At 41.4% G+C, this 24,180-nt stretch carries 18 protein-coding genes; 2 read left to right on the top strand and 16 right to left on the bottom strand.

The features are described from left to right. Position 1 precedes the first annotated feature (1 nt). The 6 genes from IL355_RS05765 to IL355_RS05740 all read right to left on the bottom strand — a co-directional run bounded on the left by IL355_RS05765 (position 2) and on the right by IL355_RS05740 (position 10,918). The gene (locus IL355_RS05765) at positions 2–1,435 is read right to left on the bottom strand and encodes a carbon starvation CstA family protein (RefSeq protein WP_192461201.1); all 1,434 of its coding nucleotides are present in this window, start codon (positions 1,433–1,435) and stop codon (positions 2–4) included. A 7-nt stretch (positions 1,436–1,442) separates the two neighbouring features. Next, positions 1,443–3,140: an FAD-dependent oxidoreductase gene (locus IL355_RS05760; RefSeq protein ID WP_192461200.1), complete on the bottom strand. Its 1,698-nt coding sequence runs from the start codon at positions 3,138–3,140 to the stop codon at positions 1,443–1,445. Between the two features lie 26 nt (positions 3,141–3,166). After that, a complete protein-coding gene (locus IL355_RS05755; RefSeq protein ID WP_192461199.1) occupies positions 3,167–4,699 on the bottom strand; it encodes a sulfatase family protein in 1,533 nt (510 codons plus the stop codon). 110 nt (positions 4,700–4,809) lie between these two features. After that, positions 4,810–6,291: a RagB/SusD family nutrient uptake outer membrane protein gene (locus IL355_RS05750; RefSeq protein ID WP_192461198.1), complete on the bottom strand. Its 1,482-nt coding sequence runs from the start codon at positions 6,289–6,291 to the stop codon at positions 4,810–4,812. A 23-nt stretch (positions 6,292–6,314) separates the two neighbouring features. Next, the gene (locus IL355_RS05745; RefSeq protein WP_192461197.1) at positions 6,315–9,614 is read right to left on the bottom strand and encodes a TonB-dependent receptor; all 3,300 of its coding nucleotides are present in this window, start codon (positions 9,612–9,614) and stop codon (positions 6,315–6,317) included. A gap of 143 nt (positions 9,615–9,757) precedes the next feature. Further along, positions 9,758–10,918, bottom strand: coding sequence for a FecR family protein (locus IL355_RS05740; RefSeq protein WP_192461196.1), 1,161 nt, complete (start codon positions 10,916–10,918; stop codon positions 9,758–9,760). Positions 10,919–11,035: 117 nt separating this feature from the next. Between IL355_RS05740 and IL355_RS05735 the strand changes: the two genes are divergently transcribed. Continuing rightward, complete coding sequence (locus IL355_RS05735; RefSeq protein WP_192461195.1) at positions 11,036–11,626, top strand: RNA polymerase sigma factor; 591 nt, start codon at positions 11,036–11,038, stop codon at positions 11,624–11,626. Between the two features lie 3 nt (positions 11,627–11,629). Here the strand turns inward: IL355_RS05735 and IL355_RS05730 are convergent, their stop codons facing one another. From IL355_RS05730 to IL355_RS05700, 7 genes are all read right to left on the bottom strand, one after another. Then, on the bottom strand, positions 11,630–12,406 hold the full coding sequence (locus tag IL355_RS05730; protein ID WP_192461194.1) for an SDR family NAD(P)-dependent oxidoreductase: 777 nt from the start codon (positions 12,404–12,406) through the stop codon (positions 11,630–11,632). A 1-nt stretch (position 12,407) separates the two neighbouring features. Beyond that, positions 12,408–13,847, bottom strand: coding sequence for a c-type cytochrome domain-containing protein (locus tag IL355_RS05725; RefSeq protein WP_192461193.1), 1,440 nt, complete (start codon positions 13,845–13,847; stop codon positions 12,408–12,410). Next, positions 13,847–15,307 (bottom strand): DUF1501 domain-containing protein, encoded by a 1,461-nt coding sequence (locus IL355_RS05720; protein WP_192461192.1) that lies wholly within the window; start codon positions 15,305–15,307, stop codon positions 13,847–13,849. The genes IL355_RS05725 and IL355_RS05720 overlap by 1 nt, the downstream gene beginning before the upstream one ends. Before the next feature lie 3 nt (positions 15,308–15,310). Then, positions 15,311–17,650: a PSD1 and planctomycete cytochrome C domain-containing protein gene (locus IL355_RS05715; RefSeq protein WP_192461191.1), complete on the bottom strand. Its 2,340-nt coding sequence runs from the start codon at positions 17,648–17,650 to the stop codon at positions 15,311–15,313. Between the two features lie 162 nt (positions 17,651–17,812). After that, the gene (locus tag IL355_RS05710; protein ID WP_192461190.1) at positions 17,813–19,003 is read right to left on the bottom strand and encodes a M20 metallopeptidase family protein; all 1,191 of its coding nucleotides are present in this window, start codon (positions 19,001–19,003) and stop codon (positions 17,813–17,815) included. A 17-nt stretch (positions 19,004–19,020) separates the two neighbouring features. Then, the gene (locus IL355_RS05705; RefSeq protein WP_192461189.1) at positions 19,021–19,548 is read right to left on the bottom strand and encodes a YceI family protein; all 528 of its coding nucleotides are present in this window, start codon (positions 19,546–19,548) and stop codon (positions 19,021–19,023) included. A 63-nt stretch (positions 19,549–19,611) separates the two neighbouring features. Then, the gene (locus IL355_RS05700) at positions 19,612–20,655 is read right to left on the bottom strand and encodes a formylglycine-generating enzyme family protein (protein ID WP_192461188.1); all 1,044 of its coding nucleotides are present in this window, start codon (positions 20,653–20,655) and stop codon (positions 19,612–19,614) included. Between the two features lie 180 nt (positions 20,656–20,835). Between IL355_RS05700 and IL355_RS05695 the strand changes: the two genes are divergently transcribed. Further along, the gene (locus tag IL355_RS05695) at positions 20,836–21,522 is read left to right on the top strand and encodes a head GIN domain-containing protein (RefSeq protein WP_192461187.1); all 687 of its coding nucleotides are present in this window, start codon (positions 20,836–20,838) and stop codon (positions 21,520–21,522) included. 2 nt (positions 21,523–21,524) lie between these two features. Here the strand turns inward: IL355_RS05695 and IL355_RS05690 are convergent, their stop codons facing one another. From IL355_RS05690 to IL355_RS05680, 3 genes are all read right to left on the bottom strand, one after another. After that, a complete protein-coding gene (locus IL355_RS05690) occupies positions 21,525–21,707 on the bottom strand; it encodes a CPXCG motif-containing cysteine-rich protein (protein WP_192461186.1) in 183 nt (60 codons plus the stop codon). A gap of 10 nt (positions 21,708–21,717) precedes the next feature. Beyond that, the gene (locus IL355_RS05685; protein ID WP_192461185.1) at positions 21,718–22,734 is read right to left on the bottom strand and encodes a Gfo/Idh/MocA family protein; all 1,017 of its coding nucleotides are present in this window, start codon (positions 22,732–22,734) and stop codon (positions 21,718–21,720) included. Positions 22,735–22,824: 90 nt separating this feature from the next. Further along, positions 22,825–24,180, bottom strand: a complete 1,356-nt coding sequence (locus tag IL355_RS05680; RefSeq protein ID WP_192461184.1) for a TolC family protein — start codon at positions 24,178–24,180, stop codon at positions 22,825–22,827.

Raw genomic sequence — 24,180 nt, 5'->3', positions numbered from 1 at the left:
TTTAAGCCATTTGCAGTCTACCCTTGGTCACGTACCATCCAAAAAGTCCCATTACTAAAATGGTTATAACGGCTCCACCCCAATAGGCATAGGTGTTTTCAATAGAGAAGCCTTCCGGCGCAATCAAAATATAGGTACTACAAACCATGGTCATAAAAATGGCCGGCACTAAAGACACCACATAATTTTTCTTCTCAAAAATCAGATAGGCCGTAATGGTCCAAAGTACTACGGTGGCCAGGGTCTGATTGCTCCATGCAAAATATCTCCAGATAATTCCGAAATCCACCTGCGTAAGGGCAAAAGCAATGACGAACAATGGCAAGCTTATGTAAAATCTTTTGATGTATTTTTTCTGGTCGAGTTGAAAGACATCGGCCAAAATCAATCTACACGACCTAAAAGCCGTGTCCCCCGAAGTTATGGGAGCTGCTATAATTCCTAAAACGGCCAAGACCCCACCTACCTGCCCAAGCATGGATAAGGTAATTTCGTTTGCGGCCCAGGCTGCATTATTGTTATTGGCAGCCATGGTGGAATTAAGAGCGCCTACATCTCCAAAACAGACCATTGCGGCAGCTGCCCAAATAAGTGCTACTATACCTTCAGTAATCATAGTTCCAGAAAAAATGACCCTCCCGTTGCTTTCATTTCTCATGCAACGTGCCATAAGTGGCGACTGGGTGGCGTGAAAACCCGAAATAGCTCCGCAGGCAATGGTCACAAACAGCACTGGAAAAATGGGTGTTTCCGTGGGATTGGAAGTCATGTTCCTTAGATTTCCCCAGGTGACTTCTGGTATGGTAAAATCGCCGGTCATAAGAACAACGAACAACCCTAAAGCCATAATAAGCATGGCCAAACCAAAAATCGGGTATAATTTACCAATGAGTTTATCTATGGGTAACAAAGTAGACAAAAAATAGTAGACCAAAATTAGTAGCACCCAGAAAGGCACTCCCATGCTCTCGCTGCTGAGACCATCAATAATTTTTGCCGGACCTACCAGGAAAACCGTCCCCACAAAAATGAGCAAGATGATGGTAAAAGCACGCATGAGGTGTTTTACTTTAGGCCCCAAATAAATCCCCACTACTTCACTAATGCTCAACCCCTTATGCCTAACGGACAACATCCCCGAAAAATAATCATGCGTGGCCCCAGCGAAAATACTACCGAGCACAATCCATAAAAATGCGGCCGGCCCAAACATAGCACCTGCAATAGCACCAAAAATGGGTCCCAGGCCGGCAATATTCAAAAATTGTATCATAAATACCTTCCAGGTGGGTAAAGGAGTATAGTCCACATCATCCCTAAGTTCATAGGCCGGTGTTTTCTTGTTTCTATCAATACCCAAGACTTTCTCCAAGAATACCCCATACACCAGGTATCCTATAATCAGTACAACTATGGAAAGTAAGAATGAGACCATTAACGTGCTATTTATTTTTTGTAGGGGCTTCTAACCGTTGCTCTTTTTGCAACAACTCCTTTTGTAAATCTGCATAGGCTACATCCTGAACAGCTTTACCTTGATCAATGGACAAACCTGCCAAAGCTGCCGCACTTTGACCTAAAATCATAAATACCGGCTCCATACGAATGGACCCAAAAGCAATATGGGAACTGGAAACCGCCACGGGTACAATCAAATTACTAACCTCCTGTTTTTTAGGTAGAATAGTGCCTAGTGCAATCTCATACGGTTCCTTGGCATGCACTCCTATGTCCCCTTCATTTTGCACAAAGCCTTCTGGAGTTATGTAACGCTGCGTATTATGAGAATCCATGGTATAAGATCCCATTCCTATGGAATTGGGCACTTCGCGTTTTCCTAAAATATCGTTCTCCGTCATGACATAATCCCCGATCATTCTGCGCGCTTCCCGCACATAAATTTGGTGGGGCCAATGACCATTATCCTCAAATTCATCTTTGGCCAAGCCCCATTGCTTAAATTCATTTTGCACCTCTTCGGGAATTCTATCATCGGTAGCCACAAAGTACATTAAGCCTTTTTGATAGTTCTCGTGCTCTTTAATAATCTCGGCACGCCTTTCATAACTCGCCTCCGGATAATCATAGTTCATACCAATAAAATCGGTACTAAAGGGCCCGTGGTTATTGGTATCCGTTTTCAGATTGGGAATGGGGTCAAACTTATTAAACGTTTGGTCCCAACCGGCTTCATACACCCTTGCCAATAACTCATAATTTTCAGGATTGTAGCCATCCGGTTTTTCAAAGGCTACCCTATTTTCTTCTACCTTGGTCAAGCACATCCTAAAATTATAGGCCTGTACCCTATTATCTGCCTCCCAACGTTTCCCAGGATCTTCAGTAGACACCCCATAAACCACCCCGCTGCTGCTATCACCGGGAATTTTATACGGGCTGATATTCATATCGCCAAAATGATGCTGATGATGCAAAATACCTACTTGCACACCATTCCATTCCTCATCATAGGTCTCTCTAGCCTCTCTTCCTACGGTATAGCTAACACCTGCGGCAGCCATTAAATCTCCCTCATAGGTAGCATCGATAAAAACCTTTCCTTCAAACTTTTTTCCGGACAGGGTCTCTATCCGTGTTATTTTACCATCGTCAAGGGTAACGCCATTGGACCGGTCCAAAAATTCTTCCCGGTAAACGGTAATCTCGTTTTCAGTAATAAAATCCTCAAAAACTTGTTCCGCTACGTGGGGTTCAAAAATCCACATAGTTCTATTGGTTCCATCAATTGCGGGAGTTCCTTGGCCCACATTGCCATACTCTTCCTTTTTTTGCCACTGCCAAGTTTCATCCTTCTGGTAATACTGATATATTTTCTGATAAAACTCACGTGCCAAACCACCGATCACCTCTTTATTCCCGGTATCCGTGTATCCTAAGCCGGAAGAGGACAAACCGCCCAAATGTTTATCCGGTGAAACTACCAATACAGATTTTCCCATTTGTTTTGCCTGAACCGCTGTAGTTACCGCTGCCGAAGTTCCTCCATAAACAATGACATCTGCCGTAAATATGTTTTCCTCAACCACGGTCTTTTCTTCCTTACAAGCTACAAACAGCACTGTAAAGGCCGCGAAGGCCAAGAGCCGCGAGATTTTTTTATAATATCTTATACTTTTCATTTTTAACTTTTAATGGTATTGTTTGGTTATAAGTATTGTTGCAGCTCATCATGCATTTCAGCTACTTTTCTTGGATGCTTTTCTGCCAGATTGTTCAATTCGCTGGGATCCTCCTGTAAGTTATACAACTCGTAGAAATAATCCACTATCCCATCCGTATTGCCATCCTTTAAAACAATTAGTTTCCAGTTACCTTTTCTGTAACCAAAGACGTTGTTACCGGATTGGATTACCAATGATTCCCTTCCCTTACCTGAACCTTCAAAAACCGAAAAATGATTTTCCCCATCCATTTTCATATCCGCCGGAAAATTAAAATTCAACACGGAAGCTAGACTTGGTAGCACGTCGTTCAAAGCGAGAATTGCCTCACTTTTACCTCCTTCCGGAAAATGACCTGGCCACCTAGCTATAAAAGGAGTACGTACACCACCTTCCCACCCGGTGCGTTTCCATCCACGGAGTTCACCGTTGGGTATATGTTTAAAATCAGGAACTTGCAAATCTGGGTAGCTATCGCCAATGGTATCCTTATAATGACCAGGAACCCTATTGTTATCATCCGAGGCTGTCATTCCTTTGTAAGTTTCCCTAAAAACGGACCCATTATCACTGGCAAAAAGAACAATGGTATTGTCTTTTAGGCCTCTGTTTTCCAATTCTTTTAGCAGCTTACCAATGTAATGATCCAATTCATGTACATAATCCCCATAAGTACCAGCCTCGGTGGTACCCAAAAAAGGCTCACTAACGGCCAGTGGAACATGCGGCACATACGGTGCGTAATACAAAAAGAAAGGTTCCTCTTTTTTATCCGCATTGGCGGAAATAAATTCCAAAGACCGATCAGTAATCTCATTTAAAAAACTATCCATGGGAATGGGCTGTAATTTATCGGAACCAGGTGCATTCTCCACCGTGTAATAATCGTGCTCCAAATAGGCTTTTACCTTATCATTTTCAAAAATCCAGCATTCACTGGCGCAACTAAAGCCATACCATTGATCAAAACCGTGATCGGTAGGACCATCGGAAACAGGCTTGGAAAAATCAAGGTTAGCCCCATTATTAGCTGCATAAAATTTCCCATAACCCATTGGTTTTTCCCCGTCCAACGTCGGAAAAGTGGTGCCTAAATGCCATTTTCCAAAGCCGCCCGTACGGTAACCTGATTGCTGGAACATCTCTGCCAAAGTAACCATATCGGCCTCCATCATAGAAGGCTCATAGTTTCTCATTACTCCATGTTTGTTCCAACTTCTCCACGGATAGACACCCGTCATTAAAGCATATCTTGATGGAGAACAAACAGAAATGGGACAATATGCATTGGTGAGCATCATTCCCTCTTTGGCCAATTGGTCTAGATTTGGGGTAGGTATTTTAGAATTAGTATTGTAGGCGCCAATATCCCCGTAACCTAAATCATCTGCCAATATAAAAATGACATTGGGCTTTTCCCGGGTTTGTTCTTTAGCTTCCTTACAAGAAAAGCATGCTAAGATGGCCAAAAAAGTAAATGGCAAGAATTTGGATTTTGGTAGTTGGTAAATTTTCATTGTTAATTTTCAAGCAATTGAACTAAAAGTTAATTCCCTATAAATAAACCGGACCGACCTTAATGACGGCCCGGCTTATAGAAACTAACATCAACTAACAGTAATCACGATCAATACCCCGGGTTCTGATCACCAGGACCCATGGCCGGATTATTATTTATTTCATCAATCGGCAAGGGCAATAAAAGTGATACATCACTCCACGTTTTGCCCGTAGCCTCTACAAATTCTTGCGCCCTACCCGTTCTGAGAAGATCGTTCCAACGTTTCATCTCAAGGTTCATTTCATAGACCCTTTCATCCAAAACGGCATTTTTAAAGTCCGTAGCGGACATTCCCGCAGGATAATCTTCTGCTGATGCTGCATTCAAAGGAAAACCATAACCCCTTCTACGAACAATATTCAATCGCTCCGTTGCCAAAGAAGTTGGTGCTCCACTGGCTTCGGCCGTAGCCTCCGCATAAATCAAGTACATCTCAGGGAGTCTGTAAAACGGAATATTGTTTCTACTCTGTGGCCCACTAGCGGCTCCTGGATCACGATATTTGTGAAATAATAAGGGAGAATCCTCGGGTAATTGCTGAACTTCCCCGTTATCATCTACATACTCCGTATAGAGGCTAAATTGTCTACGTAAATCATTTGTCTCCCATGAACCTAAGATAGAGTTCTCAACTGGTAACCAAGCGTGAAAACCACCAATTGAGAAACCGGTATTGGCCCTATGAATAAATCTGGGAACATCCATACCGTTGGTCTCCGAATAGTGCGCCGAAAAGATATCTTCGGAATGGGTTACCACTTCAGGACCATAAATATTCATAAAATCATCGGCTACAGCCACCTCTACCAAGGTATAAGGCCCGTTTACAATAATATCATCTGCCATATCCGCAGCCAATTGCCAGTTTTCTGTATTTAAATAGGCATCTGCCAAGGCCGCCTTGGCCGTCCATGAGGTGGCCCTACCAGAATCAGCATCTGAAAAACTATCGGCCAAATCAGGAATCACCGCATTTAACTCAGTTATAATAAATTCCCAAACCTCATCTACGGAAGCCCTTGGAGCTGGAATCTGGTCCAAACTGGTAAATTCCTCAGTTCTTAAAGGAACACCGCCCCAATACTTGACCAAGTTCATATAGAAAAAAGCCCTTAAAAAACGCGCTTCGGCCACGTATTGCTTTCGCAGGTCTTCTTTCATATCCTCGATATTAGCGACATTAGATATGACCGAATTTGCCCTGTTTACACCAAGATAAATATCATTATAGGCTGCAAACACACGCTCTTGGCTGGTATTGTCCAGAGGCCCATCATAGTTACTGAAACCTGCTTGACTTCCTCGTCCGTTGGAATATTCCGCTCTATTTTCCAAAGTGGCCATGAAATAGGTAACCGGAAAGTAACGGTTACCACCCGAACGAAAAGTTCCGTAAACTGCTGCCAAGGCCGAAAAGGCATCCGTTTCGTTCTTGTAAAAATTCTCTTTTACCAAAAGGCTTTCGGGCTCTTCCATCAAGGCCTCTTCACAGGAAGTGAACAGCAGCCCCAAAACCAAACCGCTTATGATGTATATATATTTTTTCATCTCTTTAAATTGTTTTGTAAAAATTAAAGCTTCAGATTCATACCTACCGTGATGGTACGTGAACTTGGGTAAGAGGTCTGTGCAATACCCAACCTTAAATCACCAGCGCCTCCCCTTGTGTTTACGTCTGGATCCAATCCTGGAAAATCCGTGATGGTAAAGACGTTTTGGGCGCTTAGATACACTTGCAAGCCTGCAATATCCGGTTGAATATTCTTTACCGGGATGTTGTAGGCCAGTTTAATGTTTTTCAATCTTAGATAGGAGGCATCTTTCACAAAGCGATCGGAAACTCTCAATTGTGCCCTATTCTCACTTGGGGCAGGATATACGGCATCCGTATTTTGAGGTGTCCAATAATCGTTATAGACATCTACAATTTGGTTACCCCCGGTACTGAAAGAGTTGGCAATATACCCTCCTGTAGCCCAGAAAAGCTCATTGCCTTCAGAACCTTCAAAGAAAATGTTTAAACTTAATGCCTTGTAATTAAGCGTTGTGTTCAATGCATAAATAAAATCTGGGTACGGCCCTCCAAGAATGGTCTGATCTTCATTGGTTACCTCGCCATCTCCATTTAAGTCCTCATACTGAATAACACCTTGGTCATCATAACCATCTTCTTGAAAACCGTAGAACATACCCAACGGTTCACCTTCCCTTGCTATGTTTACCGGAGAGTTAAATGGAATATCCAAAGAACCTCCAAAAATATCCTCTCCAATTGTAATCACCTCATTCTTGTTGAAAGACAACTGTGCATTAACATCCCAAGTGAAATCACTCTTGCCAAAAGTAGCTCCAGCGCTAAATTCCATCCCTGTATTCTCAATTTCACCCAAGTTGGTTACCAAAGAAGTGAAACCTGTTGATCCCGGCAATGGAATAATTGCCAATAAATCGTTGGTGTTTTTCTTATAGTAATCAATAGTAAAGCGGTATTTACCTTCCAAGAAAGAGGCATCTATACCGGCACCCATTTGCGCGGTGGTTTCCCATTTTAAATCTGGGTTTGGAGCGGAAACATTGGCAAAGCCAACTACATCTGAATTACCAAAAGTGGTTCTGGCCTCACCCAACGTATTCAATGACTGATAAGGATTAATAGCGGTACTACCGGTTTCACCATAACCTACCCTTAGTTTTAAATCCGAAAGGGATTCCCAGTTGGAAAGAAACTCTTCATTGCTCAATCTCCACGCAAAAGACCCTGAGGAGAAGACTCCCCATTTATTGTTATCCCCAAATCGAGAGGAACCATCTGCCCGTACACTGGCAGTAAACAAATATTTGTTGTTAAGGCTGTAATTGACCCTTCCTAACCATGAATACAGTTTCCAATCACTTACATCACTGGAATTTGGTAAAGTACTTTCTGCGGTACCCAAAGCATTATCCTGTAGAATATCCGTAGTAAAGCCTGTAGCACTGGACTCATTTGTTTTACCTCTAAACGTTTGGGCGGTAAAACCTGCAACGGCAGACAACCTATCATCTTCGCCAATTGTGGCGTCATAGGAAAGCGTATTTTCATTTAGATAGGAAATACCCCTAAACATATTGAAAGTGGCCGATCCTTGAGGCGTTCTTTTTTTCAAGATGGACGGGGAGTAATAATTACGCTCTCTAAATTCTTGTTCCGTACCACCTAAAACCTTCAGTTTTAAACGGTCTGCCAATTCAAATTCCACAGCAATATTTCCCAAGACCTTAGAGGTAAAGATTTCATCCTTTACTTCGGCGTATAACAAAGGGTTATCAATGGAAACCGGACTAAAATCGTAGAAATCGATTTCGCTATAATTTCCATCGGCATCAAAAGGAGCCACAGTTGGTGGTGCCTGTAAGGTTGCCGACCAGATATTGTTCCCTGAGTTACCATTGTTTACATTAGCCCTATTGGTCTTACTACGCGTCAACACCGTATTGGCGCTCAATCTGATCCAATCATTCACTTGATTATCCATGGACAATCTTACGGCCCCCCTTTTTTGTCCCGTATTCAAAATAATACCTTCTTGCTCAAAATAGTTGGCAGAAGCGGAATAGGAAGAACTCTCACTACCTCCGGAAAATGTTAAGGTATGGCTTTGAATGGGCGCTGCCCTAAAGGCTTCGTCTTGCCAGTTTGTATGGACATTGGGAAGATTGTTCAAGTCAAACGGTTCTGTGTTTCCCTCATTGACCGCTGCTACGTTCGCTAATTCAGCAAACTGGCGAGAATTGAGCATGTCATAGGTTTTCATCACATTTTGAATACCGTAGTAACTCTGTACATCTACAACACCCCTTTGACCTTTTTTACCTTTTTTGGTGGTAATCATGACCACCCCATTGGCGCCTCTAGAACCATAAATTGCAGTGGCGGAGGCATCTTTTAGAATATCTATGGACTCAATATCGGAAGGATTTAAAAAATCGATACCTCCTGTAATAGGAAAGCCATCTACTACATAAAGCGGATTGTTATCACCCAAATAAGAATTTCCCCCACGTATCTGAATTTGAACCGAAGAACCTGGTTGACCCGAATTCTGGGTAACCCTTACACCGGCAGACCTACCCTTGAGGGCCTGTTGTACATCTGTAGTAGGCAAGGCTGTGATTTCTTCGGCATCTACCGTGGAAACAGAGCCGGTAAGATCGCTCCTATTAACGGAACCATAACCTACAACTACCACTTCTTCCAAACCTTGGGCACTCTCTTTTAAAGTTACATTAAGTTCAGTGCTATCGCCAACTAGAACCTCTTTGGTTTCAAATCCTAGGTAACTGAATACCAAAACCGTTTCTCTTCCGGCGACCGAAATAGAATAATTTCCATCAAAATCGGAAATTTGACCGTTTCCAGTTCCCTTTTCCACAATGTTTACACCGGCCAAGGGGGTACCTGCTTCATCTACCACAGTTCCAGAAACTTCCATTTGTTGGGGAGGTGCCACCTTGGTATCCATTGCAGCCCTTTCACCGGCCTTTTTGGGTAGTAACAAGATTTTGTCTCGGTAAATTTCATAATCAATAAGGCTTTGCTTGAAAACCATATTCAAGACCTTATTTATTTCTCCATTGCGAATGCGCAAGCTTAATACCCTATTGGTATTGACAGTTTCTGAGTTAAAGATGAACTTAAAGTCTGTATTCGCTTCAATTTCATCTATGACCCTTGAGAGAGTAACATTCTCCAAATCAAGGGTTATCTTTTTCTGGGAATAAGTTGAGTTGGCTTGCATCGCAATGGTCACCGTTAGGAGTAATAGCGATAATTTCATCTGTAATTTGAATAGACAGGACGTTCTTCCTGCGGAATTCAACCGTTTTTTCATAATTTTGAATATCTAGAGTGGTTATTATTGATAATCGCTTACAATCGGAGGATGGTGCGAACATTCTCCGATTTTTCTTTTTTTCGATCATTAAACCCTTTGTGCCGGGTTACGTGGGCTTTTTCTAAGTCATTTCATAGGCCTTACTTTTTAATGATGGTTATTTTATCTTCCGATATTTGAAATTGAATATTGTGAATCTTACTGAAGTATTCCAAAACCTGACCAATGGATTCATTTTGCACATCTATGGTAGCATTGAAGCGCTCCCCTTCCAAATGGTTTTGGGGATTGGAAATAACCACATTGTAATGTCTTTCCAATTTTCGTAAAATATTGTTGAAAGGCGCATTCCTGAACACTACATACCCATTGACCCAAGAGGTGTACAAATCAGTAGGTACTTCTACCGTTTCAATTTTGGACGAATTCTTATAAAAAGTACCCTTAAACCCCGGTTTTAAAAGAACGGGACTTTTTTCTTTTGTTTTATTGGGCACCAACTGAACCGAACCGGAAACAAGAACTACTTCCGTAGTTGCATCTTCATTGTAATTGGCCACGTTAAAAGTGGTACCCAACACCTGAACATCCAAGCTATCTAAAGCTACCACAAAAGGATGTGTTTTATCATGGCTTACCTTAAAAAAAGCTTCACCCGATAATTTCACCTTTCTTTTTAAACCTTTTTTAAACTGGGAAGGAAAGGTCATACGGCTACCGGCGTTCATGGTAACTTCTGTACTGTCCGAAAGGGCCACGGTTATATTTTTACCATAAGGCACGGTAATGGTATTGTAAACAATTTCCTTTGCGGGCTTGGAAGTCTGAAAGCTGATCTTATTACCAGCTTGATTGGCAATCACAGTACCGTCTTTTCCTTTAATCGATATGGTACCGGACTCTGAAATTTGTTCAACCATTCCATTAGAGTGCTCCAAAGTAATGGCATTATCCTTAGGCAATAAATTGGTCTCCTCAACTTGGTCACTACCATTGTACATATACAATCCTACTGCCAAAAAGCAAACCAAAATGGCCGCATATTTAAGCCCCGTGTATACATTTCTTCGTAGCGTGAGTCTTTTGTCTTTCCGGATTTCCTTTAGAAGCTCCTTTTTTGTTTCCTCCAGATTTGGTTGGTTCATTTTATATAAGGCAACAAAGTGCGTTTTTAAATAGTTCTTTATAAAAACCTTGTATTCTTCCTTGCTAAAATATGTATCCAGCTCGTCTAAATCCTCGCCGTTGGCAGAATTGCCCAAAAATTTAATTATAAGCCTTTCGAGGGAACCTAAATTCATACAAGTTTTTAATTGCTTTTTTAATTATTACGTTCAATATTTACAATACACTTACTTTTTATTGATATTTTTTTATATTCAACCAATTTTTAGTTTGATAATTAGTATATCATCAATATGCAGAAATACGATAACAATGAGGTTTTAATCAATGGATTGAGCAAAGGAAAGGAAGATGCATATATATTTTTACTGGAGAAATACCATAAAAAACTCTTCAGCTATACCCTCACTTTAATCCATGATCGAAGCCTTGCTCAGGATATTGTTCAAAACACTTTCATTAAAACTTGGCGTTTTAGAAAAAAACTAAAACCCGAACATTCCATACAGAGTTTTTTATATAAAATGGCCTATCACGAATTTGTTGATGAATACAGGCAGGGTAAAAAACTACTTCCTCTTGAGGATAAATATTACAAGCACATGTTCGAGGTTCTTGAAGAAACCAATGAATACAAATTAGAACGTTTTCTGGGGCTTCTTTCCAAAGAAATAGAAAAACTCCCTCCTAGGTGCAGGGAAATATTTACCCTAAGCAAACAGGAGGGACTTACCAATAAGGAAATCTCAGAACACCTATCCATATCCATAAGAACGGTTGAAGTTCAAATGAGAAAGGCCTATAACAGACTTCGAGATAGTCTTGGTGAACAGTACGAGACTGTCTTTTTCTTTTTATTTGGTAAAAAAGAATTTACGGCATAGAAACTAATCGCCGTTTAAACGTATAAAACCACCGTCAATTGGAAAATCTGTTCCCGTTACAAAAGATGCTTCATTTGAACATAGATAAAGGGCCAAATCTGCTATTTCTTGAGGTTTACCCATTCTACCTATAGGCTGTGTCCTAGAAAGTTGTTGAAACTTTTCCTCAATGGCATCAGGGAAATTGTTTTTTAAATAACCATCTACAAAAGGGGTGTGTACCCTAGCAGGAGATATGCTATTGCAACGGATGTTATATTCCAGATAATCCTTGGCTACGGAGTACATCATGGTCAAGGCCGCTCCTTTTGACATGGAATAGGCAAACCTATCTTTTATACCCACCGTAGCGGCAATAGAAGCCATATTGATGATAGAACCTCCCTTTTCTTTCATAAAGGGAATAACGGAATGAATACAATTGTAAACCCCTTTGACGTTTACCTGATAAATTCTATCGAAATCTTCTTCTTTTGTGAGCTCCACATTGCCTATATGGGCAATGCCAGCATTGTTCACTAAAATATCAATCCCATGCCCGGAGGCCACCTTTTCTACCGCTTGCTTTACTTCTTTTTGAACCGAAACATTACATTCATGCACAAAGCCTTTTCCTCCTTTTGCCTCAATTTCGCCCAACACTTCCTTGGCGTTGCTTGCTTTGAGTTCAAAAATATGAACCTCAGCCCCTTGAAGGGCCAAGTTTGCCGAAATGGCTCTCCCTATCCCACTACCACCACCTGTGACAATGGCTTTCTTTCCCGATAAATCAAACTTCATTTTACTTTTCTTTGGCAGACAAGGTATCTTTTGAAACAAAGAAATCTTTTATCTCATTATCCATACCATTGTCGATTTTTACACTTGGTTTTTGGTTTGTCAATTCTTCCAAGCCTTCGCTTGAAATTTTGGTTCCCCAAATGTAAAGCCTTTTTAGGTTTTGAAAGGCCAGTAAAGTAGAAATGCTTTCATCCGTTACGGAAGTCTCGTATAATTTTAAAAGAGTCAGGTTGGTAAGTGATTTTAATTGACCTAAATCTTGATTTGTAATTGGGGTTTTATCCAATTCCAGCCACTCTAAATTTGCACATTTAGTCAATAAATTCACTTCTTCAGCGCCAATAGGAATTCCACTTAAGTCAAATTCCACAATATTTACGGCAATTCTTTCCAAGTCAAGAATGGGTTTGGAGTCATATTCAGGTGGTAAATAGACATCTATACTCAAAGCATTGGAATTACCCGCCATTCGCGTAATTGTCAAATAATCACTGGCCAAGTTTTGCAGCGTACTATCGGCAACTATAGGCAATTCTTTCCATCTATCTCCGGCACTTGGCTCCATTAAATTTTTCACCAAAGACTGTAAAGGTTCCGTAGGTGAAAGTGAAGCATACTTCAAGGTATCGGAAGCTCCCAAAGCGATCCACCTTTCTAAAATGGCAATCTCATCGGAATCCAATTGGGTCTTCCCCTCCGGCGGCATGTGTTCCTCTTCTTCCAGCGGTAGGTGCAGCCTTTTTATCAACTCACTTTCATCAGGATTACCACTAACAAGCGTATTACCATGCTCCCCTCCTTTAAATAAACCTTCAAGGTTATGCATTAACAATGCCCCTTTTTGCTTGTTCGGATTATGGCAGGAAACACATTTATCTTCCAATATAGGAGCCACCACATGGGCATAAATCAAAGGGTTTTCTGGTAATTTCTTTGAATTCTTGCTGGTAGGAAGCGCTAAATAATCTTCGCCGTGGGTGACCATACCACCGTAATGGCCCGTTAAACTTACCAACACCAGCATGACCACCAAGAACGCTTTTTTAACAATCGCCTTACCAAATAATCTCCTTTCTACCTGATAAAAAATCACCAATAGAAAAGCCAATCCTGCTCCTAGCCATTGGTGCCAAAAAAGTAAGTCACCCTTTTCACCGGCTTCCTTCCCCAAAAAAAAACCTGAAATGGCCGTAACCAAAACAGAAATCACCATGATTTCCAGCAGGAGTTTCGGAAAAGTCATTTTCGTAAAACCAAGGAAAACGGTAATGATAATAAAAACTATGGGAAAGTGTAGTATCAACGGATGCCAACGTCCCAACCAACCTACTAGGCTTGGAAGTTCTATACGGGATTCAAAAATGAGGCAAAAAACCAGAAAAATGGATAGACCGAAAATGACATAATCTACCCATGAACTTTTAGAATTTGAGTCTGTCATTACGATAAAAGGTCTTTAACTACATTTCCGGCAACGTCGGTCAACCTAAACCTTCTGCCCTGGTATTTATAGGTAAGTTGTTCATGATCCAAACCAAGGGCATGCATAAGGGTGGCATGAAAATCATTGATATGAACCGGATTTTCCACTACATTGTAACCAAACTCATCGGTCTGCCCATAATTAAGGCCGGGTTTAATACCGCCTCCGGCCATCCAAATACTGAAAGCCCTTGGGTGATGGTCCCTACCATAATTGGCGGGATCAAATTTACCTTGGCAGTAATTGCCACGGCCAAATTCACCGCCCCAGATAACTAAAGTGTCCTCCAACATACCCCGTTGTTTTAAATCCATAACCAAAGCTGCCGAAGCTTGATCCACGTCCTTGGCCTGACCGGCCATTTCATTGGGCAGATTGCCGTGTTGGTCCCAACCTTGATGGTACAATTGTATAAATCGCACCCCGTTTTCTGCCAACCTTCTTGCCTGCAAAGCGTTTGCAGCGTAGGTGCCCGGCACTTGACAATCTTCTCCGTACAATTTTACAATGGACTCCGGTTCTTTTGAAATATCCATCACGTCAGGAACGGACATTTGCATGCGATAGGCCATTTCATATTGTGCGATTCTAGATTCTATCTCATCATCACCCGTTTCTACATGGTGGAGTTTATTGAGTTCTGACACCTCGTTAAGCAAATCGCGCTTTTCGCTTCGGGAAATTCCGTCAGGATCATTTAAATACAAAACCGGATCCTTACCTGAACGCAACAACACTCCTTGGTGTTTGGAATCCAAAAAGCCACTGGACCATAATTTGGAATACAAACCTTGGCTATTTCCCTTTCCCCTAGAGGTCAACACCACAAAAGAAGGCAGATTTTTGTTCTCACTACCCAAACCATAACTCAGCCAAGACCCCATACTCGGGCGTCCTGAAATCTGACTCCCCGTTTGAAAAAAGGTAATGGCGGGATCGTGATTGATGGCTTCCGTATGCATACTTCTTACCACGGTAATCTCATCGGCAATTTTAGCAATGTGAGGAAAAAAATCACTGATCCATGTACCACTTTGTCCGTACTGTTTAAAATTTACTGCGGGAGGCATCAATGGAAATTTAGCCTGATTGGCGGTCATCCCCGTTAATCGCTGTCCGTTTCTAATGGACTCCGGCAAATCTTCTCCCATACGTTTGCGCAGGGTAGGTTTGTAATCAAATGTTTCCAATTGCGAAGGAGCACCTGCCTGAAAAAGGTAAATGACGCGCTTGGCCTTTGGTGCAAAATGCGGAATACCCAAGGGCATATCTGCGCTTATTTTTCCTTCGTTCTTAAATAAATCGGGAATCAATAAGGACCCTAACGCCAACGACCCAAGACCTACACTCAATTGCGAGAAAAAATGTCTTCTATTAACCTTTAAGGGATTTTCTTTCTGTTCGTTTTTCTCTTTCATGGCTTATTCTTTGGTAATGGTTTCGTCTAAATTGTAAATAACCTGGGCCGTTAACATGAGTGCTGCCGTTTTGGATGGGTTTACATCCAGTTTTTCAAAATCTCCTACGGCCACCAATTTTTCGGCTTCCCCTATATTCTCTGAATAGGTCTTTAAAGCATCGTGGTAATATGCGGTCAATGTGAGCAACTCTTCTTTTTTAGGACTACGCACCAATATTCTTTTAAACACCTTAGAAACATAGTCCTTATCATCAGGGTTCTCAGAGACCATTTTCTCTGCCATGACGCGGGCCGCCTCTAAAATCTGAACGTCATTTTGCAGCACCAAGGCCTGCAAGGGTGTATTAGTCTTTTGTCTCCTTACCTCGGAAAAATCACGGTTGGGTGCATCAAAAATGGTCATGGAAGGTGGTGGCAAAGTTCGTTTCCAGAACGTGTACAATGAGCGCCTATACAAATCATCGCCTTCATCAGGTATGTATTTGGTCAAAACCCCTCGGTTACCACCGGCATTGGTCTCTTCCCATAAGCCTTCCGGTTGGTAAGGACGCACACTTGGGCCACCTATTTCCCTATTCAAGAGACCACTAGTTGCCAAAACATAATCCCTGATCATCTCACCGCTCATACGAAACCGCTCCGCCCTAGCCAACCAAATATTCTCGGGGTCGGCTTTTTTCAATTCTGGGGTAAGCTCAGATTTCTGCTGATAGGTAGCGGAAAGCATTATTTTCTTCAGCAAATATTTTACGTCCCAGCCATTTTCCATAAAGTCAACCGCCAACCAATCCAGCAATTCCGGGTGCGTAGGCAAGCTCCCTTGCACCCCAAAATCCTCTGCTGTTTCTACGAGACCTTTTCCGAAAAGCATTCCCCAAATTCGGTTGACAAAAACTCTTGCCGTTAAAGGATTCTTGGTATCCGTTAACCACTGGGCCAATCCCAAGCGGTTTTTAGGTAAATCTCCAGAAAAAGGAAAAATATTGGATGGCGTACCGGGATAAACAGAATCCGTAGGTTGATCGTATTCTCCCCTATTTAAGACATAAGTAGTTTTAGGAGCGGAATCGTTCATCACCATCACGTTCAATTTTTCCGTCTTGTGCATATTTATAAATGACAAAACATCCAACGTGTCCTTGGCACTTACTTCAATAAATGGAGGATCGGCAAAAAACTCTTGGTTTTTAGCCTGTACGGCATCCATTTGCAGACCTTTTTCTTCTACCTGATTGAAAAAAGCATAAAACTGAAAATAGTCCTTTTGCGAAATGGCATCATACTTATGGTCATGACAACGGGCACACTCCAAGGTAAGTCCCAAAATGCCCTTACCCAATGTATTGGTACGGTCCAAGACATAGTTTACTCGGTATTCTTCTTGAATAACCCCGCCTTCTTGGGTAATGGGATGATTTCTATTGAAGGCGGTTGCCAATACTTGCTCTTTAGTGGCATTTGGGAGTAAATCTCCTGCTATTTGCCATGTTAGGAAATCCTCATAAGGAAGATTACTGTTGAAAGCATGAATAACCCAATCTCTCCAGGGCCACATGGTGCGGTAGCTATCATCTTGATATCCATGGGAATCTGCATACCTGGCAACATCCAACCAAGATTGTGTCATACGTTCGCCATATGCAGGTGAGTCCAAAAATGCATCAATGACCTTTTCAATTCTTTCTTCGGAAGTATCTATCAATAGCTTGTCTACCATTTCCGGAGAAGGCGGTAAACCTGTGACATCCAGACTAATTCGCCTGATTAGAATTTCGTCCGAAGCTTTTTCCGAAGGCTGAAGTTCTTTTTCCTCTAATTTTTCAAGAACAAAGGCATCGATTTCATTATTTCCCCAATCCGATATTTCACTTTGGGGAAGCTCTTCTTTTTCGGGAACGATATAGGCCCAATGTTTTTCAAATTCGGCCCCTTGCTCAATCCACTTCTTAATTAAATCTTTTTCGTACGTACTTAATGATAGTTTTGAATCGGCGGGGGGCATTATAATTTTGGGGTCATCGCTAACAATTACCTCATAGACCTTACTTTTATGAGGTTTTCCTTTTACCAAGGCATAACCGGAACTTTCGGAAAGCTCCTTGAAAGCGGTCTCTTCTATATCCAACCGCAATCCAGCTTTTCTTTTATTCGCATCCGGACCGTGACAGGTATAGCAATTATCGGAAAGAATAGGTTTGATATGAAAGTTGTAATCCACAACCTCGGGTATTTTTAAGGAAGCGTATTCTTTAGGCTTGGGAGAAAACCACCCATCTACATAGCCGTATAGTACAACTATCAACAATAAGAAAATGAGAGGTAATGTAAATTTGAGTTTCATAGTTAGTAATTGGTGAGGTAAATTGGCATTTAAATTTAGTGATTTTAAACAGTCTTGTCCAATGCTATTTAGGCAATGAATAGCCCCATTTATACCACAAACTCAAAATAAAAGACATTTAAGAGAGAAAAAGAAAGAAAATTGCCACAAATGATGTGAAAGTTATAACTGGGACAAAGCCAAGTAAGCCATTAAACCGCCGCCTATTTCCAAGGCCTGTTCATCAATATTAAATGTAGGGGTATGTAGACCAGAAGCAATGCCCTTTTCAATATTGCCAACTCCCAACATATAAAAACAAGAGGGTCCGTTTTGGGAATAGTAGGCAAAATCTTCGGCAGCCATCCACTGTTCCATTTCAACCACATTTTCGGCTCCCAAATATTCCGAAGCTTTTTGGTGAAGTAAGGGTGTTAGAAGAGAATCGTTTATCAAATGCGGATAGCCATTTTTAAAAGTCAGTTCAGCTGTACCACCCATAGAATCTGCAATGCCCTTTATCAACTTTTCCAGTTTTTTTAGGGCATCCAATCTCCAGGTCTCATCCATAGTTCTAAAAGTACCTTCTATATAAACTTCATTAGGAAGCACATTAATGGCTCCGTCGGCAATCACTTTCCCAAAAGAAAGTACGGAAGGGGTTTTTGGTGATGCCATTCTACTTACCAGCTGTTGAGCGGCCACAATAATGTGGGAACTGATCAAAACGGGGTCTACAGCTATTTCCGGCATGGCCGCGTGACCTCCTTTCCCTTTCACTGTAAGGAAAATTTCATCCATACTCGCCATAAACTTTCCAGAACGGAACCCCACCTTACCTACGGGCAAATCTGGTCTCACGTGTTGCCCTACATGCGGAATTGCACCTAAATCCTTATACACCTTATCCTCAAGCACCTTAGTTGCACCGCCCGGCCATAACTCTTCTGCTGGCTGAAACAACAATTGTACCTCGCCAGCAAACTCATTTTTTAGCTGCATCAATATTTTAGCGCACATGAGGAGAGAGGCCACATGCGCGTCATGTCCGCAGGCATGCATCACTCCCAAATTTTGTGATGCAAACTCAAAAGTATTTTCTTCGGTGATGGGGAGGGCATCCATATCCGAACGCAATAAAACGGATGGCCCTTTGGATTTCCCTTGTATGGTAGCCAGTAAGCCAGTATTTGCCACCTGTTTTACTGTATCGACACCTAAGGAAATCAAATACTTTCGAAGGTATTTAGAAGTTTCATCCTCTTGAAAAGATAGTTCAGGATAGGCATGAAGATGCCTTCTCACCGAAATAAATTCTGGCAAGAAGGACTTTGACAGGTTCTTTATTTTTTCAATTAGATGGGCATTTTGCATAGAAGCTTAGCGCTTTATCACTTTGAAAAATTTAAGGCAAATTCCACCTCTACTTTTTCTCCTACGACTATCTGTCCGAACATGGCTGTTGGGGGTTCGATACCAAAATCGGCCAATGCTATTCCGTATTTTCCTGAAAGTTTGATGTTATCTCCCGTATGGTCCAACGCAACAGGGATTTCCACATTGTCACTCTGCCCTGCTATGCTAAGTGTACCCACCAAAACCGATGAACTTTTCACCTCTTTAAGCGTAAAATTAATTTTAGGATGTTCATCCTTTTTCAAGGCATCGTACATTTTATTGTCCATTGTAGGGCCCCTTTCACTTTTAATTCCCTCAACTACCACATCCAACTCGATTGACTTTGGAGATTGTCCATCTGCCGTCAATTTTCCACTGAGCTGCTCAGCTGCCACCGTCCAATCGTGGATGGTAGAGGTTCCATTTATTTTCAAGGTACTGTCATCTTGTAGCATGTATTTTTCTTGAGCCTGCAATGAGAAGGTAGAAACAACCAATACTATGGTGATCAAAATTTTCATTTATAAATATTTTATCGGAAAATTTCCGGATTATTAATGAATCAAAATAGGGGTTAAAGCGACCTACTCATCTAACACGGTTTGCCAAAATTTCTTCTGCTCTTCCGCAGAAGGCTGTTCTTTTGGACTTACCAATCGCATACCAACATAATTAGAATCGGTAAACCACCAAAAACTTTTTGGAATTTGAGGGTCTCGTTTTTGCTGCTTTAAGCTAGAGGCCGTTCTTGCCGCAGATCGTAATTTATCGGCATCATCATCCCAAGACCCGCCTCTGTACGAACGAGGATGAATTACAGTAGGCGTCACCCAAGGATTTTTAGCGTCTGTCTTTTCATAAGCATCTTCTTTGTACTCATCCAACGTCCATTCGGCGACGTTGCCGTGCATGTCGTGTAGCCCCCAAGGGTTTGGTTTTTTACTTCCTGCCTTGGCATATTTGCTTTCACTGTTCTTATAATAAACTGCATATTCATCTATTTGGCTCAAATCATCGCCAAAACTATAAACGGTGGTAGTACCTGCTCTTGCTGCATATTCCCATTCAGCTTCCGTGGGCAACCGATAAAACTTGCCCGTGATGGTACTTAACCATTTACAAAATACCAATGCCGAATAGGCAGACATACTAACGGCTGGAAAACCATCTTTTCCCATTCCGTACGAAGGATCCTCGTAAGGCGGACTTGGTCTGGTTATGGCATCCACCTTCATGACCCTGTCATTTTCCAGCTTTACGAACATATCTTTGTTCTGTTTAAAAAACAATTCAAAGAGGTCCCAGGTAACCTCATATTTACCCATATAGAAAGCATCTAGATTCACATTTTTCTGAGGGCCTTCATCCGCTTTTCTATTGGTTTCGGAATCAGGACTGCCCATCATAAAACTTCCGGCAGGTATGGCCACCATATCAAAACTTACTTCGGTAGCCGGTACAGTTTCGGTATAGCCATTGGTTTCTGAACTTTGAGCAGGTGGAAGTAATTTTGGTTCTTCCGGTGTTTCAGTGACCGTTTCAGGAGTTTTCTCAACTGCTACCTTTTTCGCCGTACATGAATAAGTTAGGGCACCGACGATGGTCAGGCAGTAAATAATTTTTTTCATTTAGATAGTTTAATTTGTTTGGATTTCGCTAAAATTAAGGGTTTTTTCCGACCAGAAAAGCAAAAAATTGTCATATTCTTTATGCATCCCTAGAATTACCGGTCCTAAACCTCTAACCTCACCTAGGGGCTTCAATTTGTTAAAATGAGTTATCTTTGAGCTTCATCAATTTTTACTCAAATGAAAAATCGTTTTCTCCTTTTTATAGTTCTTTTTGTAATCTCAGGAAGTCTTTTTGCCCAAAAAGCCAATACCAAAACGCTTGATAAATTCACCGAGTTAAAAGCCTACGACAGAATAGTTGTCACCTTGGTCAAGAGTTCGGAGAACAAACTCGTGATTACTGGAGACGATAAGGATGAGGTCAATATTTCCAATAAAAACGGACTCCTCAAAATAAAAATGGAATTTGACAATTTTATGGATGGGGACGAAGCAAAAGCAACTCTTTATTACACAGAAGATTTGGCCCTAATTGATGCCAATGAAAACGCAAAAATCAATTCTGACGAAGTTTTGAAACAAGACGGACGCATTGAAATTAAGACCCAAGAGGGAGGCAGGATTGACCTGAAAGTTGCATTGAGCGATTTATACACCAAGTCTATTTCCGGTGGAGAGGTTACCTTAAGCGGTTCTGCCAATACCCAAGAGGTAATGGTCAATACGGGCGGAAAAATTTACAACAAACAACTGGATACCAAAGAGACCGTAGTGGTCGTGAATGCAGGTGGCCGTGCAGACATAAAAGCTTCAGATAAGGTAGAGGCAAAGGTAAGAGCGGGAGGTTCCATTTACATCTACGGAAACCCAAAAGAAATACAAAAGGATAAAGTTTTTGGGGGTAAAATAAAAGAAATGGACTAGGCTTATTGCTCTATACTTCTGGCTTCAAAAGCCATCAGTTCAGAGTTTTCAAAAATGGGTTCAACCTCTATAGGATTGCAGCACACCTCACAATCTTCCACATATACCTGTCTGTTTATTGAGGGGTCTATCAGCATTGAAATATCTTCCCAGCAGTAGGGGCATTGAAAAAAATGCTCGTACATTCATTAGATTTTAGAGATGCACCAATTCACCTTTCCTTGAAGAATCATAAATGGCATTGATCACTGCGACCGCTTTACGGGCTTCTGTTCCATTTACCATGGGCTCTCCTCCTTCCAAAATCACTTGAAGCATATTTGCCAAGACTTCCTTATGATTTTGATGACCAATGGCGGTAGGGTCTGCGGCACCTGAAGCATCTCCGCTTTGGGCTATTGTTGGGGAATCTGTACCAGGAACATTCCATTGTACAATCTTACCGGCCTCCATGAGCACACTACCTTTTTCCCCATAGATTTCAAGCCTTTCCGGATAGCCAGGGGTCAAAGCGGTTCCCGCCGTTATATTGCCGATAGCCCCGTTTTCAAATTCAACAATAGCACTACCTACATCTTCTCCTTCTATGGGATGAACACTTGTTTTTACTTTACCATACACAGATTTGGCATCTCCCAATAGATTTGTTAACAGATCTATGGTATGAATTCCCTGATTCATAAAAGCTGCACCTCCATCATATTCAAGAGTTCCTCTCCAATCGCTACCCGCGTAATATTCATGCGAACGGTACCAGTTAATATGGGCATTGCCCATTAAGATTTTTCCCAGTCTCCCCTCATTTACAGCCTTCTCTAACAAACGATAGTCTGCACTGCATCTATTTTGCAGCACACAACCAAGTTGCACTCCCTGCTTTTTACAAATCTCTATAGCTTGATCAATTTTTTGGGTTGTAACTTCCAGTGGCTTTTCACTTAGCACATGTTTTCCCGCAAACGCCGCAGCTTCAATGGCTTCACCATGTCTACCACTTTCATTACAGATACACACTAACTGCATATCTTGGGAGAGAAATTCATCCATATTACTAAAGGCCGCGACCCCAAATTGCTTTTTTACCGCCTCTACCCTATCGGATGATTTGGTGAAAAGAGCTACCAAATGGGCATTTTCCAACTCAGAAATGCATTTGATGTAATTATTAACGATCGACCCTGTACCTACAATTCCTATTCCTATGGATGACATGTGCAGTTTAATTAAGTTACGACTATGTTACAAAGAATTTAGTTTATCTGCAACCTTGAGTCCATGTCCATTTTGGAATAGGTGTTTGATTTAAATCTGAATATTTAGCAGTTGACCGGTTAGCTGAAGTAATTGAAGCTCTGCAAGCTTAGCGTCATACTTGGCCAAGTTCTTATTGGTTTGGGCATTTAAAAGATTGATTTGCGCCTGCCTAAATTCTATGGATGTAATACGGCCCAACTGAAACTGTTCTTTGGAACGATCAAAGTTGTTTTGGTTGGTAAGCACATTCTGTTCCTGAATCTGAAAGATATTCAACCTGTTTTCATAAATGGCCAACGCATTTTGTATATCCCTTTCTACCTGAAGTTCAATCTGCTCCAGTACTAATTCTTGGGTCTCGTAAGCTATTTTGGCATTTTTCATTCGGACCGTAGTTCCACCTCCATCGAACAGATTCCAAGTTAGACTAGCTCCTAAGCCAAAATTCCAATTTTCATTGTTAGTACCTGGAAAAAATGCGGAGGGAGCGCTTTGGTTCAAATTCCAACCATAGGTCCCATTAAGCCCTACAGTGGGTAGATATCCTGATCTACTTACTTTTATATCATACTCATTAATGGTTAGATTTTTTTGCGATTGCAAAATGGCAACGTTGTTCATCTGCGCTTGGGAAACCAATTCTTCCAATTGTAATTTTGGTATAAAAGAAATAAGCGTGTCTACTTCAAATCCGACATTTAAATCCCTGTTAAGCACCACATTTAAATCTCTTTTGGTATTTTCCAATTGCTGTAGGGTATTCAAAAGGTTGATACTGTCGTTAGTAACATCTACCTGGGCATTTAAGATATCCAACTTGGTATTCTGCCCGTATTCAAAAGAATACTCGGCCCTTGTAATTCGCTGTGTACTAATTTCCAAAGCCTGCTGTAATACATTTTTATTTTCTGTTAGGCGAGCCACTTCAAAGTACACGCTAAATAATTGAAGCAGGGTATTCTCTATAGTTTCCCTGGCCTGAAGTTCACTTAGCTGGTATTGCTCCTTCAACTGTTTGTAGGTATACAACCTTCCTAAACCATCAAAAAGAGTATAGTTGACGTTGACGACCGAATTGTATCGTTGTGCTTCTGCCTTGTACAGGCTTAAATCTGGCCTGGGACTTCCATCGTCCAAAGTTTGACCGGGGAATTCAATTGTAGAGTCATCCCTAGAGTAATTTGCTCCAGAAGTAGCTGTAACCGTCGGTAAATATCCGGAATTAAGAACACTCTTGTTGTTCTTTGCCACATCTACCTGATTACGGGCTATCTTAATATCAAAATTATTGAGCAGCGCCAGTTTTATGGCGTCGTCCTTGGAAAGAAGTTCTTGTTCTTGGGCAATTAAACCAACCGATATGAAGATTGCTCCTAAGAAAAAACACTTTTTTAATAAACTCAT

The sequence above is a fragment of the Euzebyella saccharophila genome (assembly GCF_014855495.1).
GTDB classification, from domain to species: domain Bacteria; phylum Bacteroidota; class Bacteroidia; order Flavobacteriales; family Flavobacteriaceae; genus Euzebyella; species Euzebyella saccharophila.
Note: the sequence above shows the minus strand (reverse complement) of the source record. Positions and strands in the feature narration are given on the sequence as shown.

Excerpts from the sequence above, each read along its gene's own strand:
- IL355_RS05765 (WP_192461201.1), bottom strand. The coding sequence starts at position 1,435 with ATGGTCTCATTCTTACTTTCCATAGTTGTACTGATTATAGGATACCTG.
- IL355_RS05760 (WP_192461200.1), bottom strand. The coding sequence starts at position 3,140 with ATGAAAAGTATAAGATATTATAAAAAAATCTCGCGGCTCTTGGCCTTC.
- IL355_RS05755 (WP_192461199.1), bottom strand. The coding sequence starts at position 4,699 with ATGAAAATTTACCAACTACCAAAATCCAAATTCTTGCCATTTACTTTT.
- IL355_RS05750 (WP_192461198.1), bottom strand. The coding sequence starts at position 6,291 with ATGAAAAAATATATATACATCATAAGCGGTTTGGTTTTGGGGCTGCTG.
- IL355_RS05745 (WP_192461197.1), bottom strand. The coding sequence starts at position 9,614 with ATGAAAAAACGGTTGAATTCCGCAGGAAGAACGTCCTGTCTATTCAAA.
- IL355_RS05740 (WP_192461196.1), bottom strand. The coding sequence starts at position 10,918 with ATGAATTTAGGTTCCCTCGAAAGGCTTATAATTAAATTTTTGGGCAAT.
- IL355_RS05735 (WP_192461195.1), top strand. The coding sequence starts at position 11,036 with ATGCAGAAATACGATAACAATGAGGTTTTAATCAATGGATTGAGCAAA.
- IL355_RS05730 (WP_192461194.1), bottom strand. The coding sequence starts at position 12,406 with ATGAAGTTTGATTTATCGGGAAAGAAAGCCATTGTCACAGGTGGTGGT.
- IL355_RS05725 (WP_192461193.1), bottom strand. The coding sequence starts at position 13,847 with ATGACAGACTCAAATTCTAAAAGTTCATGGGTAGATTATGTCATTTTC.
- IL355_RS05720 (WP_192461192.1), bottom strand. The coding sequence starts at position 15,307 with ATGAAAGAGAAAAACGAACAGAAAGAAAATCCCTTAAAGGTTAATAGA.
- IL355_RS05715 (WP_192461191.1), bottom strand. The coding sequence starts at position 17,650 with ATGAAACTCAAATTTACATTACCTCTCATTTTCTTATTGTTGATAGTT.
- IL355_RS05710 (WP_192461190.1), bottom strand. The coding sequence starts at position 19,003 with ATGCAAAATGCCCATCTAATTGAAAAAATAAAGAACCTGTCAAAGTCC.
- IL355_RS05705 (WP_192461189.1), bottom strand. The coding sequence starts at position 19,548 with ATGAAAATTTTGATCACCATAGTATTGGTTGTTTCTACCTTCTCATTG.
- IL355_RS05700 (WP_192461188.1), bottom strand. The coding sequence starts at position 20,655 with ATGAAAAAAATTATTTACTGCCTGACCATCGTCGGTGCCCTAACTTAT.
- IL355_RS05695 (WP_192461187.1), top strand. The coding sequence starts at position 20,836 with ATGAAAAATCGTTTTCTCCTTTTTATAGTTCTTTTTGTAATCTCAGGA.
- IL355_RS05690 (WP_192461186.1), bottom strand. The coding sequence starts at position 21,707 with ATGTACGAGCATTTTTTTCAATGCCCCTACTGCTGGGAAGATATTTCA.
- IL355_RS05685 (WP_192461185.1), bottom strand. The coding sequence starts at position 22,734 with ATGTCATCCATAGGAATAGGAATTGTAGGTACAGGGTCGATCGTTAAT.
- IL355_RS05680 (WP_192461184.1), bottom strand. The coding sequence starts at position 24,180 with ATGAGTTTATTAAAAAAGTGTTTTTTCTTAGGAGCAATCTTCATATCG.